General features: G+C 66.3%; 14 protein-coding genes. 6 read left to right on the top strand and 8 right to left on the bottom strand.

Annotated features, from left to right (window positions below; genetic code table 11):
• Window positions 1-35 precede the first annotated feature (35 nt).
• Both ING15_RS09840 and ING15_RS09845 read left to right on the top strand, forming a co-directional pair.
• Window positions 36-374, top strand: a complete 339-nt coding sequence (locus tag ING15_RS09840; protein WP_206454635.1) for a P-II family nitrogen regulator — start codon at window positions 36-38, stop codon at window positions 372-374.
• 21 nt (window positions 375-395) lie between these two features.
• The gene (locus ING15_RS09845) at window positions 396-1,772 is read left to right on the top strand and encodes an ammonium transporter (RefSeq protein WP_408628688.1); all 1,377 of its coding nucleotides are present in this window, start codon (window positions 396-398) and stop codon (window positions 1,770-1,772) included.
• 1,277 nt (window positions 1,773-3,049) lie between these two features.
• Here ING15_RS09845 and ING15_RS09850 read toward each other — a convergent pair.
• Window positions 3,050-3,325, bottom strand: coding sequence for a GNAT family N-acetyltransferase (locus ING15_RS09850; protein ID WP_206454636.1), 276 nt, complete (start codon window positions 3,323-3,325; stop codon window positions 3,050-3,052).
• 201 nt (window positions 3,326-3,526) lie between these two features.
• On the opposite strand from ING15_RS09850, the gene ING15_RS09855 reads away from it, so the two are divergent.
• From ING15_RS09855 to ING15_RS09865, 3 genes are all read left to right on the top strand, one after another.
• Window positions 3,527-6,346, top strand: coding sequence for a DNA translocase FtsK (locus tag ING15_RS09855; protein ID WP_206454637.1), 2,820 nt, complete (start codon window positions 3,527-3,529; stop codon window positions 6,344-6,346).
• Between the two features lie 157 nt (window positions 6,347-6,503).
• Window positions 6,504-7,160, top strand: coding sequence for an outer-membrane lipoprotein carrier protein LolA (locus tag ING15_RS09860; protein ID WP_206454638.1), 657 nt, complete (start codon window positions 6,504-6,506; stop codon window positions 7,158-7,160).
• 214 nt (window positions 7,161-7,374) lie between these two features.
• Window positions 7,375-8,178 carry an exodeoxyribonuclease III gene (locus ING15_RS09865; protein ID WP_206454639.1) on the top strand — a complete coding sequence of 268 codons (804 nt, stop codon included), beginning with the start codon at window positions 7,375-7,377 and terminating at the stop codon, window positions 8,176-8,178.
• Between the two features lie 52 nt (window positions 8,179-8,230).
• On the opposite strand, the gene ING15_RS09870 is transcribed toward ING15_RS09865, so the two are convergent.
• Both ING15_RS09870 and ING15_RS09875 read right to left on the bottom strand, forming a co-directional pair.
• Window positions 8,231-8,686 carry a cyclic nucleotide-binding domain-containing protein gene (locus ING15_RS09870; protein WP_206454640.1) on the bottom strand — a complete coding sequence of 152 codons (456 nt, stop codon included), beginning with the start codon at window positions 8,684-8,686 and terminating at the stop codon, window positions 8,231-8,233.
• A 247-nt stretch (window positions 8,687-8,933) separates the two neighbouring features.
• The gene (locus tag ING15_RS09875) at window positions 8,934-9,617 is read right to left on the bottom strand and encodes a response regulator transcription factor (RefSeq protein ID WP_206454641.1); all 684 of its coding nucleotides are present in this window, start codon (window positions 9,615-9,617) and stop codon (window positions 8,934-8,936) included.
• Between the two features lie 123 nt (window positions 9,618-9,740).
• On the opposite strand from ING15_RS09875, the gene ING15_RS09880 reads away from it, so the two are divergent.
• Window positions 9,741-10,274 carry a L,D-transpeptidase family protein gene (locus ING15_RS09880; protein ID WP_206454642.1) on the top strand — a complete coding sequence of 178 codons (534 nt, stop codon included), beginning with the start codon at window positions 9,741-9,743 and terminating at the stop codon, window positions 10,272-10,274.
• Window positions 10,275-10,284: 10 nt separating this feature from the next.
• On the opposite strand, the gene ING15_RS09885 is transcribed toward ING15_RS09880, so the two are convergent.
• From ING15_RS09885 to tsaD, 5 genes are all read right to left on the bottom strand, one after another.
• A complete protein-coding gene (locus ING15_RS09885; protein WP_206454643.1) occupies window positions 10,285-10,947 on the bottom strand; it encodes a class I SAM-dependent methyltransferase in 663 nt (220 codons plus the stop codon).
• Between the two features lie 22 nt (window positions 10,948-10,969).
• Window positions 10,970-11,407 (bottom strand): EVE domain-containing protein, encoded by a 438-nt coding sequence (locus ING15_RS09890; RefSeq protein WP_206454780.1) that lies wholly within the window; start codon window positions 11,405-11,407, stop codon window positions 10,970-10,972.
• Between the two features lie 14 nt (window positions 11,408-11,421).
• Window positions 11,422-11,712, bottom strand: a complete 291-nt coding sequence (locus ING15_RS09895; RefSeq protein WP_206454644.1) for a YciI-like protein — start codon at window positions 11,710-11,712, stop codon at window positions 11,422-11,424.
• A 79-nt stretch (window positions 11,713-11,791) separates the two neighbouring features.
• Complete coding sequence (locus ING15_RS09900) at window positions 11,792-12,772, bottom strand: NAD(P)H-dependent glycerol-3-phosphate dehydrogenase (RefSeq protein WP_206454645.1); 981 nt, start codon at window positions 12,770-12,772, stop codon at window positions 11,792-11,794.
• Complete coding sequence (gene tsaD, locus ING15_RS09905) at window positions 12,769-13,857, bottom strand: tRNA (adenosine(37)-N6)-threonylcarbamoyltransferase complex transferase subunit TsaD (RefSeq protein WP_206454646.1); 1,089 nt, start codon at window positions 13,855-13,857, stop codon at window positions 12,769-12,771. Before tsaD ends, ING15_RS09900 begins: the two co-directional genes overlap by 4 nt.
• Window positions 13,858-13,894: the final 37 nt, after the last annotated feature.

Below are 13,894 nucleotides of genomic sequence, written 5' to 3' on the forward strand. Positions count from 1 at the left end.
GGCGCTCCCGCGGCCGCCCAAGGTTCGAGGTGAACATGAAAATCGTGATGGCGATCATCAAGCCATTCAAGCTGGACGAAGTGCGCGAGGCGTTGACCGGCATTGGCATTCAGGGCCTCACCGTCACCGAGGTGAAGGGGTATGGCCGTCAGAAAGGCCATACCGAAATCTATCGCGGCACCGAATACGCGGTGAGCTTCCTGCCCAAGCTGAAGATCGAGATAGCCGTTGCGCTCGACATGGTCGAGCCGGCGGTCGAGGCGATCCAGGCCGCCGCCAAGACCGGCCAGATCGGCGACGGCAAAATCTTCGTCTTCGGCATCGACCAGGCCGTCCGCATTCGGACGGGCGAAGTCGACACGAACGCACTCTAAGGGGACCGACCACCGATGAATATCAAGAAACTTCTGTTCGCCGGCTCCCTGATGGCCGGGTTCGCCGCCACGGCGGCCTTCGCCCAGGACGCCGCCGCGCCGGCCGCCGACGCGGCTGTCGCGGCCACCGAGGCCGTGGCGCCGACGGTCGACAAGGGCGACGTCGCGTGGATGATGACGGCCACACTGATCGTCCTGTTCATGCTCATGCCTGGCCTCGCTTTGTTCTATGGCGGCCTGGTGCGCGCCAAGAACATGCTGTCGGTGCTGATGCAGTGCACCGTCATCTCCGGCGTCGGCATCATCGTCTGGGTGGTCTGGGGCTATTCCTTCGCCTTCGGCGGCAGCACCAGCCCCTATTGGGGCGGTCTCGGCAAGCTGTTCCTGGCAGGCGTCACCGTCGATTCGACGGCGGCGACCTTCACCGACGGCGTGGCCCTGCCCGAATATCTGTTCATCGCCTTCCAGATGACCTTCGCGATGATCACTCCGGCGCTGATCGTCGGCGCCTTCGCCGAACGCATCAAGTTCTCGGCGGTGGTGCTGTTCACCGTGCTGTGGCTGACCTTCGCGTACTTCCCGATCGCGCACATGGTCTGGGACGGCGCCGGCCTGATCTTCAACGGAACCCTCTCCGGCGGCGTCGGCGCGCTCGACTTCGCCGGCGGCACCGTCGTGCACATCAATGCCGGCATCGCGGCGCTGGTCGGTAGCTACTTCGTCGGCAAGCGTACCGGCCTCGGCAAGGACATGATGGCCCCGCATTCGATGACGCTGACCATGGTCGGCGCCTCGATCCTGTGGGTCGGCTGGTTCGGCTTCAACGCCGGTTCCAATCTGGAATCGACCGCCGCCGCGGTTCTCGCGATGATCAACACCTTCACCGCGACGGCCGGCGCGCTGCTCACCTGGTGCGTCATCGAGACCATGATGCGGGGCAAGGCCTCGATGCTCGGCGGCGCTTCCGGCATCGTCGCGGGGCTCGTTGCCGTCACCCCAGCCTGCGGCACGATCGGGCCAGTGGGCGCGATCGTTCTCGGCGGGCTTGCCAGCGCCGGCTGCTATTTCTTCGTCTCGGTGGTGAAGAACAAGTTCCAGTACGACGACAGCCTCGACGTCTTCGGCATCCACGGCATCGGCGGCATCATCGGCGCCGTCGGCACCGGCATCTTCACCGCCTCGTCGCTGGGCGGCGTCGGCCTCGCCGAGGGCGTCTCGATGGGCGCCCAGGTCTGGGCCCAGATCGTCGGCGTGCTGATCACGCTGGTCTGGGGCGGCGTGATCTCGGCGATCCTGTTCAAGATCGTCGATCTCATCGTCGGCCTGCGTCCGACGCTGGAGCAGGAGCGCGAAGGTCTCGATCTCGTCTATCATGGCGAGGCGGCCTACCACTCCTGAGCGGCGCGACGGGGCCGATGAGCAAGGCAAGCGGGGTGGGCGAGCGATCGCCGACCCCGTTTCAATTCGGCGGTGGCGCGTATGGGCGTCGGAGCAAGACAGGGCAGGAACGAGATCTTTTCGCAAGCGGCCTCGCGCACACTCCCTCGCCCTTCGGGGCTCCTTCGCTCCGCGCCTCAGGATGAGGGAGAGGACGCAGGACATCGCCCGCACCGCGTTCGCGGCCGGCGTGTGCATTCCCCGACACTGACACTTCCTCCTTTCGCTGCGCTTCGATTCTCTGTCCTCGGGGTCCCCGCCAGCGACGAGCTCCGCGAGGAGCTTACGGGCGGGGCAGCGATTCTTTGACCCGTCCTTAACTGTCGCGGCTTCGCCACTCACTGACGGGCCAGTTTCTTTGTCCCACCCTTAAGCTTTGCCTTGCGGCTCGCTGGTGGGCCCCTGTTGCCGTCTCGTCTCTGACGAGGCGAGCGGCGGGACGCCGGAGGCGAACCCTCCGACTGTTTTAAGTCAATACGGTCCGCCTCCGGCATCCCGCGCGGCGTTTGACCAACCCTTCGACACGCGAACCCCGCCTTTCTCATGGGCTTGCGCGCGCTGCCGGATCTTCACGCCCCTGGCGGGGGCGTTCAAGTGGACCCAGACCACGGACCCCTCATCAGTGGGGGACGGTCCGGCGGGAGCAAAGGGCCGTCCGGGCCAGCGCTTCTCCGGAAGAAGCCCCGTCGCGGACACCGCACCGCCAGGGATTTCTCCCCTTGGCCCAACGAACGATCCCGGTGATCATTCGCGCCCGTTCCGTGGGCCGGCGGTGATCAAAGTATGCGGGAGGGGAAAAGGGTGGGGAGAAAATTTTGCGGCAACGTCGGCTTTCCAGCACTCACGCGGGCCCCGCCATCCCTGCGAAAGCGCTGTGGAAGATGGGGGCGCCGGAATCCAAACCTCGTCACCCCGGCCTTGAGCCGGGACCCATGCCGCGACGTTTATTCCATCCTGTCCGCCAACGGATTGGCGGCTCGAGCGACTTGGCATGGGTCCTCGGGTCAAGCCCGAGGATGACGCCCGCGTGGGGCGGGTTCGCCAATCACCGAAGTCGAGATGACGACCATGTTGGACGGTCTCGCCAATCACTGACTTCGGAAGGACGCCTGTCTGGGAACGGCGCAACCTCCGAAGCTGGGATCACGACCGCCACCGGATGTCGCAGCGAAGCGAGCAGACTTTGCCTAGCGGTGCCTGGCACGACGACGTTCAGGAGCGGCGCCGCCGAATGCCACTCATTCCTTGAGAACGTCGCGATATTCCGGCTTGCGCTCGAATGCGGCCCGGGCGAAGGAGCATTGCGGAATCACCTTCAAATTCTCCGATCGCGCCCACTCGACCCCGGCGGCGACCAGTTTCCCCGCGATTCCCTCGCCGCGATATTGGTCCGGAACAAAGGTATGATCGAAGATGACGGTGGTCTCGCCCACCCGGACATAGGTCATCTCGCTGTCGCCTTTGGCAGTGGTGAACCGGCCTTTCGATCCGTTGTCCTCGCGCTGGATATCCATCGTCGCTCCCTTCCGTTTGAACCGTAAGACTGGCGGACGATCCGCCCTCGGCAAGAGCGAACCCGATCGAACGGCGAGAGGCCCCGGATCGTAAGGCGCTCTTAAGCTTAAACGGGTCTTAACCTCGGCTGCCTAATCTGGCCGCAAGCAGCGGGCCGGCTCGAAGGCACGATCCGCGTTGGACGAGACAGGCAGGGACAGATGGCAACCACGGTGTCAGGCGGCAGCCAAACGTCATTCCTTCGGCGGCAGGGCGAAATCGGCGCGGGGGCGGCTTTGATCGCGCTGGCGGGCTATCTCGGCGTGGCCTTCGCGACCTGGAGTGTGAGCGACCCGTCGCTCAGCCAGTCCAATCAGAACATGGTCGAGAACTGGGCCGGCCCCACCGGAGCCATCGCCGCCGATCTCGCCATGCAGATTTTCGGTCTTGGTGCCGCGCTTCTCGTGATGCTGCCGGCGATCTGGGGCCTGATCTTGTTGTCTGGTCACGCGATCGACCATATCTGGCGCCGCGCCTGGTATGCGGTTGCCGGGACCGTGCTGGCCGCCGCCGCACTCGGCTGTCTGCCGGCGCCCGCGGGCTGGCCGCTGCCGATCGGCCTCGGCGGCGTCGCCGGCGACCTTGTGTTGAAATTTCCGGCGCTGGCCACCGGCGCCTATCCGCAAGGGTTCCTCGCGATCGTGCTTGCTGTGATGATCGCCGCCCCGGCGACCTGGCTCTTCCTCAATGGCGCCGGATTGATCGATCGACCCCGCCCGGCACCGGCTGCGGGCCGCCGCAAGGCCCCGGTGGTCGAAGCGGACGACGAGGATGAGAGCGAGGGCCGTCTGGCGCTGTTCTTCGGAGCTGTGGCCCATACCGCCTATTCGGCAAAATCCGCCATCGGCCGACGCCTCGCCGCCCGCCGCGCGGCCCGCGCGTCGAAGGAATTCGGCGACGGCTTCGCTAACTGGTCGGACGAGGAGGAGAATTTCCCGCCCCACCCGGCGCAAGGACGCGGCGCTCGGCGCTCGATCCGCGTTTCCGAACCCGAGCACATGGAAAACTACTACGGGGCGGATGCAGATGATGGGCGCGCGGAACTCGATGCCGGATCCGAAATGCCCTGGGACGAGACGGACGCGGACCAGCCTCACCATTTCGCCGGCGGTGACTTTGCCGATGACGACGCGATGATCATCGGACCCGGTGACCGCGTCTCTCCGAACGCGGCGCCGCTCCCCGACGAGGCCGGTGGCTGGCGGGGCCTTCTGTCCGGCAACATCGTCGCTTTTCCCGGTCGCAGGCCCGCGAAGGACGAGGTTCCCGAGGGGGCCCGCGGCCGCCCGGCACCGGCTCCGCAAACGCGGTCCGGCGGCGGGACGCCGAACCAGCCCGCCGATCCGGGCGTGCGGGTCGTGCCGCAGGCGACCGTCACAGCCGAGCAGCAGCGGCTGCGTGGCGGCTCGGGCCGGGCTGTCGCGCTGAAGCCGGCGACGACCGTCGCCGATCCCGTCCGCTTCGAATTGCCTTCCATCGATTTCCTGACGCCGCCCAAGCCCCGCAGCCGCGACTCGACCTTGTCGCCGGAAGCGCTGCAGGAAAATGCCCGCCTGCTCGAAGGCGTGCTGGAGGACTTCGGCGTCAAGGGCGAGATCATCGAGGTGCGCCCCGGCCCCGTGGTGACGCTCTACGAGCTCGAACCGGCGCCTGGTATCAAATCGTCCCGCGTCATCGGCCTTGCAGACGACATTGCACGCTCGATGAGCGCCATCGCCGCGCGCGTCGCGGTCATTCCGGGCAAGAACGCCATCGGCATCGAGCTACCCAACCAGCGCCGCGAAACCGTCTATTTCCGCGAGATGATCGGTTCGGAAACCTTTACCCACAACAAGAGCAAGCTGGCGCTCGCCCTCGGCAAGACCATCGGCGGGGAGCCGGTGATCGCCGATCTCGCCAAGATGCCGCATCTTCTCGTTGCCGGCACCACCGGTTCGGGCAAGTCGGTGTCGATCAACACGATGATCCTGTCGCTGCTCTACCGGCTGACGCCGCAGGAATGCCGGATGATCATGATCGATCCGAAGATGCTGGAACTGTCGGTCTATGACGGCATTCCGCATCTGCTCGCCCCGGTCGTGACCGACCCGAAGAAGGCGGTCGTGGCGCTGAAATGGACGGTCCGCGAGATGGAGGACCGCTATCGCAAGATGTCGAAGGTGGGTGTCAGGAACATCGACGGCTTCAACGCCCGCGTGAAAAGCGCCCTGGAGAAGGATGAAACGATCTCCCGCACGGTCCAGACCGGCTTCGACCGCGAGACCGGCGAGCCGATCTTCGAGACCGAGGAATTCGATCTCGAGCCGTTGCCCTACATCGTCGTCATCATCGACGAGATGGCCGACCTGATGATGGTCGCCGGCAAGGACATCGAGGGCACCGTGCAGCGTCTGGCGCAGATGGCCCGTGCCGCCGGCATCCATGTGGTGATGGCGACGCAGCGGCCCTCGGTTGACGTCATCACCGGTACGATCAAGGCGAACTTCCCGACCCGCATTTCCTTCCAGGTGACCTCGAAGATCGACAGTCGCACCATCCTGCAGGAGCAGGGCGCCGAGCAGCTTCTGGGCATGGGCGACATGCTGTTCATGGCCGGCGGCGGCCGCATCAAGCGCGTTCACGGCCCGTTCGTCGACGACAGCGAGGTCGAGCAGATCGTCGCGCATTTGAAGAGCCAGGGCGTGCCGGACTATCTGGACTCGATCCTGGAGGACGAGGACGAGGACGGCGATGGCGGCGGCGCGTCCGGGAGCGGTGGGGGCGGGGAGGTCGACGAGGGCGCCGATCTCTACGATCAGGCGGTGGCGATCGTTCTGCGCGACGGCAAGGCGTCGACCTCCTATGTCCAGCGCCGCCTGTCGATCGGCTACAACCGTGCCGCCTCGATCATCGAGCGGATGGAGCGGGAAGGTATCGTCGGTGCCGCCAACCACGCCGGCAAGCGCGAGATCCTGGTGCCGACGGAAGACGACCGCATGTAGTCGATGACGAAATGGTTAGGTTTTCGCCATTGCCGCGCCCCATTGCTAGCGGAATGATGCGAACCGACATGAGGGAGCGAGACGACAGCAGCGTTTCGCCCTATCTGCGTCGGCGAGACGAAGGGCAGACTTCGGAACAAGGGAAGCCTCCACCACCATGGCCAAGAACGATACACTCAATCGATCTTTCCGCTCTGCGCTCGTTCGCGGCGCGGCGTCGACCTTGATCGCGGCCGCGGTCGTCGCGCCGCTTACGGCAGGCCCGGCGGCGGCGCAATCGAGCGCCGCGGCACAAAAGATCGCCGACCATTTCTCGGGTGTTCCGTCCATGCACGGGACCTTCATGCAGTTTGACCCGAACGGTCGGCAGACCGAGGGCAAGTTCTACATCGAGCGGCCCGGCAAGGTGCGTTTCGACTATTCGGGGACGCCGCTTCGGGTGATCTCCGACGGCTCCAACGTCGCGGTCAACAACAAGAAGCTGAACACCTGGGACGTCTATCCCCTATCGAAGACGCCGTTGAAGCTGTTGCTGAACCGGCGGATCGACCTGTCGGCCGCGAATATCCAGAGCGTCAAGGAAGAGCCGGATCTCACCACCATCGTCATGGGTGACAAGTCGGTGTTCGGCAATTCGCGCATCACCATGATGTTCGACCCGAAATCCAACGAGCTCAAGCAGTGGACGATCCGCGACCAGCAGGGCAAGGACACCACGGTGATGATCTACGACGTCAAGAACGGCGGCGACATCAAGGATTCCGCCTTCAAGATTCCCTATACGGCGATTTCGCAGGGCCAGACCGGCAACTGAAGCAAGCGCCGCACACGCACCGGAACGTGTCGCGTTGTGATGCGGCGCGTTCGCGCGTTCGGGGGAATTTGCGAAGCGCGACGCGGCGGGCTTTTGTTGCCGTGGCACCGGCCGCCGAAAAAAGATCCCTCGTGGGTGAGCGCCGGCAAAGGGTTGCGGGCCGGCGGCCGGCCCCATATGCCGGTTTCGTCCTTCAAGCCGGAACCTCCCGCCCATGCCCTTCAAGATCGCCACCTGGAACATCAACTCCGTGCGGCTGCGCATGCCGCTGGTGGAGCGCTTCCTGAAGGAGACCGCGCCGGACGTCTTGTGCCTGCAGGAAACCAAATGCCCGAACGACCAGTTTCCCGAAAAGGCGTTCCGGGCGCTCGGCTACGAGCACATCGCGATCCACGGGCAGAAAGGCTATCACGGCGTCGCGACCGTCTCCAGACAGCCTTTCGACGACATCGTCCGGCAGGATTTCTGCGCCATCGGCGACGCGCGGCACCTGTCGACCCGGCTCAGGGTCGGCGAACGCCGTGTGCGGGTGCACAATTTCTACGTCCCGGCCGGCGGCGACGAGCCAGATCCGGCGATCAACCCGAAATTCCGCCACAAGCTCGACTTCATCGAGGAGATGCGGCTGATCGGCGCCGAGGCCGAGCCGGGTGTCTCGTCGCTGCTTGTCGGCGATCTCAACATCGCGCCGTTGGAGACCGACGTGTGGTCGCACAAGCAGCTCCTCAGGGTGGTGTCCCACACGCCGGTCGAATGCGAGGGCCTGCTGCGGGCGCAGGGCGACGGCAAATGGATCGATCTGATGCGCCATCACATCCCCGTGGAGGAGACGGTGTTCACCTGGTGGAGCTACCGTGCCAAGGATTGGGCGGCGTCAAACCGCGGCCGGCGGCTCGACCATGTCTGGGGGTCATCCGATCTCGCGCCGGCGCTGACGGCCATCGACGTGCTCAGCGAGGCGAGGGGCTGGGAGCGCCCGTCGGACCATGTTCCGGTGACCGCGACCTTCACGTCGTGACAATCGCTCCGCCATGCGGCGGCGGGCGATCGTCTCGGCTGGTCGGCGACATCTATCCGGAGAACCGGTCCTCCAGCGCGAGGATCTGCCGGGTCATTTCAGCGAACTGAACCTTCAGCCGTTCGTGCAGGCCGGCGGCGTATTCGGGATATTCCTCCAGCATGCGGCGGAACATCGGTCGGGTAATCCGGAGCAGTTCGCAATCGGTCTCCGCATTGGCGCTGGCGGGCCGGGTGGTCTCGGTGATCAAAGCGAGTTCGCCGAGCAGCGTCCCCGGTCCATACATCCCGACGAGCTTTTGTTGGTTTCCCGCTTGCCGAGCGAGCGCAACCGTGCCGACGGCGATGACGAAACCGGCATCCGCCTGTGCATCCTGGCGAAAGACGATTTCCCCCGCGGAAAGGCGCCGGCGCTCGGCGCCAAAGGCGAGGAGACGCAACTGGTCGCTCGCCAAGCTTTCGAACAGCGGCACGTTTCTGAGGATCGCGATGTCGCTTTCAAGGCTCATCTCGTCGAATTACCGTTTCCCTAACCCGCATCACGGCCGCGATGGCCTTGATCCAGCGTCCGACGCACGGTTTTCCCCGGCGGTCGGGTGGGCCGTGATCTCTCGGCTGTTCCTGCGCCACCGTTAACCGAGCGTTTCAATGAAGGGTAGAGAGAAAGCGAAGCGAATCGGCAAACCTACAGCGCGAGACAATGCCCCCAGCCCCGCAGTAGACGGGCTGGGAGCATCGCGAGATCGCTGAGAAGGCTCACGGGACCAGCTTGTAGCCGCCGGACTCCGTGACCAGTATCCGCGCGTTCGAAGGATCGGGCTCGATCTTCTGGCGCAGGCGATAGACATGGGTTTCGAGCGTATGGGTGGTGACGCCCGAATTGTAGCCCCAGACCTCCTCCAGGAGGACGTCCCGCGTGATCACCCGGCGGTCGGCGCGATAGAGATAGCGGATGATCGCCGTCTCCTTCTCGGTCAGGCGAATCTTGCCGCCCTTCTCATCGAGCAGCAGTTTCTGGCTCGGCTTGAAGACGTAAGGGCCGACCTGGAAGGTGGCATCCTCGCTCTGTTCGTGCTGGCGCAGCTGCGCCCGGATGCGGGCCAAAAGCACTGCGAAGCGGAAGGGCTTGATGACATAGTCGTTGGCGCCAGCCTCGAGCCCGAGGATCGTGTCGGAATCGGTGTCCTGGCCGGTCAGGATGATGATCGGTGCCTTGAAGCCGCCCTTGCGCAGAACCTTGACCGCCTCACGTCCGTCCATGTCGGGCAGACCGACATCCATGACCACGAGATCGATCAGTCCGGCTCTGGCTGTACTGATACCCTTGGTCGCCGTCGGCTCTTGCAGGACGGCAAACTCCTCGTGCAGCGACAGCTGCTCGGCGAGGGTCTGCCTGAGGTCGTCGTCGTCGTCTACGATGAGGATACTGCGTGCGGTCATGCGATTCAGCCGTTCGGTTCTTGCCTCAAGGGTGGCCGTAAGAAAGGGCGGCGCACGTTCGAGCTTGTAACAATTCGTGACGACAAATGGGTCGATTGCAAGGAAAGTCAGGAAAAAAGGCAAATGACGCGAAAAAATGGCGTGATCGCGGTGCGCCGGGCCCCCGGATCGGGAACACGCGGCATTCTCGCGGCCGGCTCCCTGCGCATTCCTTGTGCGCTCGGCCGAACCGGCACGACGATCTTCAAGCGCGAGGGCGACGGCGCGACGCCCGTGGCGTCGATGGCGCTCCTGTCGGCCTGGCACCGGCCGGGGCGAATGGCGCGGCCGGCGGCGCGATTGCCGATTCGGCGCACGCGGCCGGGCGTCGACCTCTGGTGCGACGCGCCGTCCCATCCTGCCTACAACCGCTATGTCCGCGCACCGTTTTCCGCGAGCGCCGAGAGCCTCGCCCGGGCCGATCGACTCTATGATTTCGTCGTTGTGCTCGACTGGAACATCAGCGCTCGCGCCCGCCATCGCGGCAGCGCGATCTTCCTGCACATCGCCAGGGAAGGCTTTCCGCCGACCGAAGGCTGCATCGCTGTGGCGCCGCGGGACATGCTGCGGCTCGCGCCGCTGCTGGCGCCAAGGACGCGTTTGGTCGTTCGACGCTGAGCGGATGCCGTCAGCCCGCGCGCCACCGCCAGACGGTCGCGCGCTTGACCTCGGCGTCCTCCAGCGCGCGGGTAACCGGCACCTCGAAGGTCGCGAGGTTTTCGACGCGGTCGGCCGGCAGATAGGCGCGGCCCGGATCGCCGACGAGGGCGGTCACGCCGTCGCGGACGAGGCGATCGAACCAGGGCGTGATCGCGGCCGCCATGGCCTGATCGTAGAAGACGTCCCCGGCGAGCAGGATGTCCGCGTCGAGCGGGTTGCCGATGGGGTCTCTGTCATCGAAGGGAAGGTCGACGCCGTTGAGCGCGGCGTTGAGCCGGACGGCCGTTCCGCAGAATGGATCGACGTCGATCGCCGTGACGTCGGCCGCGCCGGCCTTGGCGGCGGCGATGGCGACGAGGCCCGAGCCGGTGGCGAAGTCGACGACGCGGCGTCCGGCGACCCGCTCCGGATGATCAAGAACGAAGCGGGCGAGCGCCTGCCCACCGGCCCAGGCAAACGCCCAGAAGGGCGGCGGCAGGCCGATCGCCTCGAGTTCCGCTTCGGTCTTCAGCCAGAGGTCATGCGCCTCATCGGCCAGCCGCAGCCGGATTTCCGGCACATGCGGCGGGCAAAGCACCGCCGTGTTGGCGAGGACGAAGGCCTCGCAATCGCGATCGTCGGGCTTCGGCATGATGGAGCCCCGCGCCCGCGGCTCAACCCGCCATCGCGGTGCCGGGATCGAGACCGCCCATCTCGCAGACCAGTCGAAACTCGGTCGGCTCCACCGGCTGGACGGAGAGCCGCGAATTGTTGACCAGCACCATGTCCTTCAGCTTGGGCTCCGCCTTGATGGCGTCGAGCGTCACCGGCTCCGGCATGTCCATGAGGGCCTTGATGTCGACGCATTCCCAGCGGGCGTCCTCGGTGGTGGAATCGGGGTGCGCCTCGCCGATTACCTCGACGATGCCGACGACTTCCTTGCCCTCGTTGGAGTGGTAGAAGAAGCCGCGGTCGCCGACCGCCATCTCGCGCATGAAGTTGCGGGCCTGGTAATTGCGGACCCCGTCCCATTCCTGGCCCTTGGCGCCGGCCTTTTTCTGATGATCGAAGGACCATTTGTTCGGTTCGGATTTGAACAGCCAATAGCGCATCGATTTCCGTCCGCTCACGCCGCCGCCGGGTTCTTGATCGCCCAGTTCCAGGGCCGAACCGCGACATTGGCCAAGAGCCCGGCCTTGGCATAAGGGTCGTCGGCGGCAATCGATTGGGCCGCGCCCAGACTGTCGGCCTCGATGACGACGAGGCTGCCGCAGGGCTTCTCATTTCCGTCGAGGAACGGACCGGCGAATTTCAGCGCGTCGCCGAGACCGTTCAGGAATTCCAGATGCGCCGGGCGGTTGTCGAGGCGCAGCTGCAGCGAATCCGGCTTATCGTCGCAAAGAAGGGCGTAGAGCATGGAAAATCCTGTGATCGACGGTGGTCGGGTTGGTCCGAGATGGCGGACGCGGCGAAGGGTAAGGGTCTCGGCGTCGGTTTCAATCGAATTCGCGCTTCAACGGCCGGGCGAGCAACGACTGCACGGCGGCGTCGACATCGAGATCGCCCGACAGGATCGCCGCGACGGTCGCGATGATCGGCGCATCGATGCCAAGGTCGCGCGCCAGGCGGGCGGCGATCTCGGCGGTGAAGACGCCTTCGGCGAGCTTCAGCCCGGAGCGGTCGTCGCCCCGGCCGAGGGCCATTCCATAGGCGAAATTGCGCGATTGCGGGCTGGAACAGGTCAGTACCAGATCGCCGAGGCCGGACAGGCCCATCAATGTCTCCGGGCGTCCGCCGAGCGCGGCGCCGAGGCGGCGCAGCTCGACGAAGCCACGAGTGATGATCGCCGCCTGCGCCGAGGCGCCGAGGCCGCGGCCGACCACGGCGCCGGCTGCGAGCGCCAACACGTTTTTCAGAGCGCCACCGGCCTCCACACCGACGACGTCGCTGGCGGCGTAGCAACGGAAGGTCTCGGTCGACAAAAGCCGCGCCGCGCGGTCGGCGAGGGCAGGCTCGCCAGCGGCGATGGTGACGGCCGTCGGCAGGCCGCGCGCGACATCGGCGGCGAAGCTCGGGCCGGAGAGCACCGCGAGCGGCTGGGCGGGCAGGGCTTGCGAAAAGATTTGCGAGGCGAAGCGGCCGGTGCCGCGCTCGATCCCCTTGGCGCAGAGCACGGCCAGCGCATCGGGCGGAATCAGGCCACCCAGTTCGGCCGTCGCGGCGCTCAGCGATTGGGCCGGGACGACGACAAGCACGAGGTCGGCGCCGGCCAGGGCCTCGGCCGGGTCGCTGGTCGCGGAGAGGCTGGCGGGGAGGTCGATATCCGGCAGATAGCGCGGGTTCAGGCGATCGCGGTTGATGCCAGCCACGGTCTCCGCGTCCCGGGCATAGAGCACCGTGTGATGTCCGGCGCGGGCATAGAGACAGCCGAGCGCCGTGCCCCAGGCGCCGCCGCCGACGACCGCGAACCGCGTCATGCTTTGGCTCCGCGCCGGCCGAAGCCGACCATCGGCTGCGATTTTTCATCGAGCGGCCAGCGCGAGCGCACCGGGGCGTCGAGCCCGTCGAGAAGACCGACCTCGAAGCGCTCCAGCCCGGCATAGGCGATCATCGCGGCGTTGTCGGTGCACAGCGCCGGCGGCGGTGCCACCAGCCGGACCCCCGCCTTGGCGGTTTCGGCCTCCAGCGCGGCGCGGATCGTGCGATTGGCCGCGACGCCGCCAGCGACCGCGAGGGCGGGATCGGTAAGCTCTGGAAAGCTTTCGCGGAACCGCGTCAGCGCCCGACCGATGCGGTCGCCGAGACTGTCGGCGGCGGCCGCCTGGAAGCTGGCGCAGAGATCGGCGACGTCCTTGCTCGACAGGGGCGAGGCCGCCTCGGCGGCAAGCCGTACAGCCGTCTTGAGGCCCGAGAAGGAAAAGTCGAGCCGGGCTTCCCCCTTCAGCGGGCGGGGCAGGGCGAAGCGCTTCGGGTCGCCGCCTGCGGCCGTCCGCTCGACATTCGGGCCGCCGGGATGGGGAAGCCGCAACAGCTTTGCCGTCTTGTCGAAGGCCTCGCCCAGCGCATCGTCGATCGTCGTTCCCCAGCGCTCGTAGTCGCCGAGCGCCCGGACCAGGACGATCTGGCTGTGACCGCCCGAGACCAGCAGCAGGAGATAGGGATAGGCGAGGCGGTCGGTCAGGCGCGGGGTGAGGGCGTGGCCCTCGAGGTGATTCACCGCGATGAAGGGCAGGCCTCCGGCCGCGGCGATCGCCTTGCCGGTCATCGCGCCGACGATCAGGCCGCCGACGAGGCCGGGGCCGGCGGTGGCGGCGACAGCCGACAAATCGCCGAAATCGATGCCGGCATCCGCCATTGCCGCCCGGACGATGCCGTCGAGCGCCTCGACATGGGCGCGCGCGGCGATCTCCGGCACGACGCCGCCGAACGCCGCGTGTTCCTCGACCTGGGACAGCACGACGTTCGAAAGGATCACCGGTGCGCCCGACGCGTTGCGGCCAACAACGGACGCGGCGGTCTCGTCGCAGCTCGTCTCGATGCCGAGGATCAGCGTGCCGTTCATGGGCTTCCTTTCGAGCGGTTCTTCTACCGCCTTCGCC

Source organism: Aurantimonas marina (assembly GCF_017183135.1).
Classification (GTDB): domain Bacteria; phylum Pseudomonadota; class Alphaproteobacteria; order Rhizobiales; family Rhizobiaceae; genus Aurantimonas; species Aurantimonas marina.

Excerpts from the sequence above, each read along its gene's own strand:
- ING15_RS09885 (WP_206454643.1), bottom strand. The coding sequence starts at position 10,947 with ATGCCGAAGCCCGACGATCGCGATTGCGAGGCCTTCGTCCTCGCCAAC.
- ING15_RS09880 (WP_206454642.1), top strand. The coding sequence starts at position 9,741 with ATGACGCGAAAAAATGGCGTGATCGCGGTGCGCCGGGCCCCCGGATCG.
- ING15_RS09860 (WP_206454638.1), top strand. The coding sequence starts at position 6,504 with ATGGCCAAGAACGATACACTCAATCGATCTTTCCGCTCTGCGCTCGTT.
- ING15_RS09900 (WP_206454645.1), bottom strand. The coding sequence starts at position 12,772 with ATGACGCGGTTCGCGGTCGTCGGCGGCGGCGCCTGGGGCACGGCGCTC.
- ING15_RS09875 (WP_206454641.1), bottom strand. The coding sequence starts at position 9,617 with ATGACCGCACGCAGTATCCTCATCGTAGACGACGACGACGACCTCAGG.
- ING15_RS09895 (WP_206454644.1), bottom strand. The coding sequence starts at position 11,712 with ATGCTCTACGCCCTTCTTTGCGACGATAAGCCGGATTCGCTGCAGCTG.
- ING15_RS09855 (WP_206454637.1), top strand. The coding sequence starts at position 3,527 with ATGGCAACCACGGTGTCAGGCGGCAGCCAAACGTCATTCCTTCGGCGG.
- ING15_RS09890 (WP_206454780.1), bottom strand. The coding sequence starts at position 11,407 with ATGCGCTATTGGCTGTTCAAATCCGAACCGAACAAATGGTCCTTCGAT.
- ING15_RS09840 (WP_206454635.1), top strand. The coding sequence starts at position 36 with ATGAAAATCGTGATGGCGATCATCAAGCCATTCAAGCTGGACGAAGTG.
- ING15_RS09870 (WP_206454640.1), bottom strand. The coding sequence starts at position 8,686 with ATGAGCCTTGAAAGCGACATCGCGATCCTCAGAAACGTGCCGCTGTTC.
- ING15_RS09850 (WP_206454636.1), bottom strand. The coding sequence starts at position 3,325 with ATGGATATCCAGCGCGAGGACAACGGATCGAAAGGCCGGTTCACCACT.
- ING15_RS09865 (WP_206454639.1), top strand. The coding sequence starts at position 7,375 with ATGCCCTTCAAGATCGCCACCTGGAACATCAACTCCGTGCGGCTGCGC.
- tsaD (WP_206454646.1), bottom strand. The coding sequence starts at position 13,857 with ATGAACGGCACGCTGATCCTCGGCATCGAGACGAGCTGCGACGAGACC.